The organism is Corynebacterium sp. HMSC11D10, assembly GCF_001806995.1.
GTDB classification, from domain to species: Bacteria; Actinomycetota; Actinomycetes; order Mycobacteriales; family Mycobacteriaceae; genus Corynebacterium; species Corynebacterium coyleae.
The window spans coordinates 1-2,860 of the sequence record NZ_KV787071.1 but is presented as its reverse complement, the minus strand read 5'-3'; the positions used below and the strand labels follow the sequence as shown (position 1 = coordinate 2,860).

The 2,860-nt window shown below is 58.2% G+C and carries 2 protein-coding genes and 2 pseudogenes; 3 read left to right on the top strand and 1 reads right to left on the bottom strand.

Annotated elements, in window-relative coordinates:
• Positions 1–194, top strand: a 194-nt coding sequence (locus HMPREF3120_RS12190; RefSeq protein ID WP_168156423.1) for a hypothetical protein, incomplete at its 5' end; no start/stop codon positions are given.
• A 141-nt stretch (positions 195–335) separates the two neighbouring features.
• Here HMPREF3120_RS12190 and HMPREF3120_RS09110 read toward each other — a convergent pair.
• A pseudogene (locus HMPREF3120_RS09110) lies at positions 336–999 on the bottom strand (IS256 family transposase); the annotation flags it as partial.
• Positions 1,000–1,126: 127 nt separating this feature from the next.
• Here HMPREF3120_RS09110 and HMPREF3120_RS09105 point away from each other — a divergent pair.
• Both HMPREF3120_RS09105 and HMPREF3120_RS09100 read left to right on the top strand, forming a co-directional pair.
• Positions 1,127–2,477, top strand: a pseudogene (locus tag HMPREF3120_RS09105) (IS256 family transposase).
• 88 nt (positions 2,478–2,565) lie between these two features.
• On the top strand, positions 2,566–2,860 hold a 295-nt coding region (locus HMPREF3120_RS09100), incomplete at its 3' end, for a transposase (RefSeq protein WP_210384514.1).

The window sequence follows — 2,860 nt, the reverse complement described above, 5'->3', positions numbered from 1 at the left end:
CCAAGCCGGAAACCAAGCCGGAAACCAAGCCGGAGGGGCCGGTCGAGGGCCAGGATGACTCCAAGGGCTCGAGCAACGCGCCGATTAGCGTCATCATCGCGGGCGTAGTCGCAGTGCTCAGTGTTCTGTCGCTGCTGCTGGCATTCCCGATCGACCGAGTCCTCGGCCCGATCGCAAGCTTCGGCAAGAAGTAGCGCGCGAAAAGATCGCATGTAGCGCCGCCTGGCTCCGGAAGGGGTGGGGCGGCGCTTCGTCGTTAAGCAAAGACGCAAATCGCGGGTTAAGTAGCAAAAAGTGTGTCCGCTCGGCGTGTCGCGGGGCGGACACACTGTTTGTTACTTCATGAGGCCTTTTCTGATTCCTATCGAGTGTTCGTACTCGGTTGGGATAGCGTTGTCGTAGAAGGCTGGTCGTCCTGTTTCTTGGTCGGCTTTGTTGTGGTCTTCTTCGGCAAGATCGTTGACTTTGGCGAGTTGATCTTGACCAAAATTGCACTGCCTGGCGATGTCTAACGGATCGTCAGGCAGTTGCTTTTTTGGTGTGGAGGTGCCACTCGAGCATTTTCCGTTGGCGTTCCCCGGACCTGCCGCGATGCCCGTCGGCGATGCGTTTGAGTCCGGCGTTGATGCCGCCTTCCAGACTGTTTGTCGTTGACGCCCAGCGTTTTGGCTCAAGCGCATTCGGTGGTGGCTGCAGGTAGGTAAACAGCCAGTTGTTGCGCGATAGATACAGCAGTGAGTTGTAGGCTTTGCGCACTCGTAGATGGGTCCATTCCCACTGGTTATTGAGTGTGCGGCGTTCTTTTGGCACGGGCGTTTTTTCGTTGAGGAATGTTTTGAATACCTGCCCGAAGTCGTGCAGACGCAGCGTCCACTCCCGTGCTTGGTCGAGTGTGGTGATACGGGTCAGCTTCAACGCGAGTGCGTAGATGGCTTTGCCGGCGTCGGTTCGTGGCCGTGAGGTGGTGTAGCGGCGGATGACGCGCTGCGCATGGACGGTTACGTCCCTTAGTGTGGTGTAGCGCTTGCTGATGGTGGGCCCTGGGAAATACAGGGGCGGCCACCGCCAGTGAGGGTGTCAGGAAGTTTGTGTGTGAGGCTCTGATCTAGGAGGAGTTTCACCGATAATGACTACGGTGTCACCGAAGAAAAGCCACGACCCGGCGAGGGTCAACGAGATCAGCGAGAAGCTGATGGAAAATCCTGAGCTGGCCAGCTTGATCAGCGAGCTGTCGGCTTCCGCTGATGATGCCAGCGAGCTGGTCAAAGGCCTGCTGCAGGCATCGATCAACGCCGGTCTTAAGGCAGAGATGGATGCGCATTTGGGCTACGGCCATGCCGATCGTAAGGCGAAGGCCCGGGTGGAAACCGCACAGGCGAACAATCACCGCAACGGGTCGTACACCACAACCGTTGATTCTGGCTACGGCGCGTTGGAAGTGACCATGCCGAGGGATCGTGCCGGCACGTTTGCTCCAACAATGGTGCCCAAAGGCTCCCGTCGGCTCACAGAGCTCGACGACATGATTATCTCGCTGTACGCCGGCGGGATGAACGTGCGTGATATCCAGCACCATCTCGCCACCGCCCTGGGGGTGGATATGAGCCCGGATACGATCAGCACGATCACCGACGCGGTGTTAGATGAGGTCATGACCTGGCAAAACCGCCAGCTCGACGAGTTCTACCCAGTGATCTTCCTCGACGCGCTACGAGTAAAAATCCGCAGGTGCCCACCGGGTGGTGAATAAGGCCTGCTACATGGCCGTCGGTGTGGATATGGACGGCATCAAACACATCCTGGGATTGTGGATCGCTGACAATGAAGGCGCCGCATTCTGGGCATCAGTCTGCGCTGACCTTGCCAACCGTGGCGTCCAAGACGTGTTCATCGTCTGCTGCGACGGGCTCAAAGGCCTGCCGGAAGCAGTAGAAGCAACCTGGCCGAATTCCATGGTGCAGACCTGCATCGTGCACCTGATCCGGGCGGCCAACAGGTGGGTGTCGTATCAGGACCGCAAAGGTGTCTCCCGTGCGCTACGTGAGGTCTATACAGCCGCCAACGAAGACACCGCCCGCGCCAGCCTTGATGCCTTCGAGGCCAGTGAACTGGGCCGTAAATACCCGCAATCGGTCAAAGTCTGGCGCGATGCCTGGGACAGGTTCGTGCCGTTTCTGCAGTTCCCGCCAGCAGCGAGGCGGGTGCTCTACACCACGAATTCGATCGAATCGCTGAATGCTGAACTGCGTAAAGCTACCCGTAACCGCGGGCAATTCCCGAACGATACTGCGGCGTTGAAAACACTGTGGTTGATGATCTGCAACATCGAAGACAAGCGCGCTGCCCAGCGAGCGAAGAAAGCAAAGCACGACATCGAATGCAACGGCTATATTGAAGGAGCGAAAGCCACCGGGTGGAAACAAGCCATTAACCAACTAGCCGTGGCGTACCCTGACCGGTTCGCGGACTACTTGTAAACCAAGTCCCCGCACACAAAGAATCGGACACTCTCCCGCCAGTAACCTTTCGACTCAACTACCACATCTCACCGAAAGGAACATGACGATGACCGCTGATCCGCATTCTATCGACCCAACAACCTATCTGGATGATCTGCTCGCTCAAGCCTCTCCGGATTTGATGCGCCAGATGCTGCAAGGGTTTATCAACCAAATCCTCTCCGCCCAGGCCGACACCGTCTGCGGCGCCGAATACGGCGTCGCCTCCACCGAGCGGGTCAACCACCGCAACGGGTATCGCCACCGCGACCTCGACACCCGTGTCGGCACCATCGATGTCGCAGTGCCGAAGCTGCGCCACGGTGCATTCTTCCCAGAATGGCTGTTAGAGCGACGCTCAC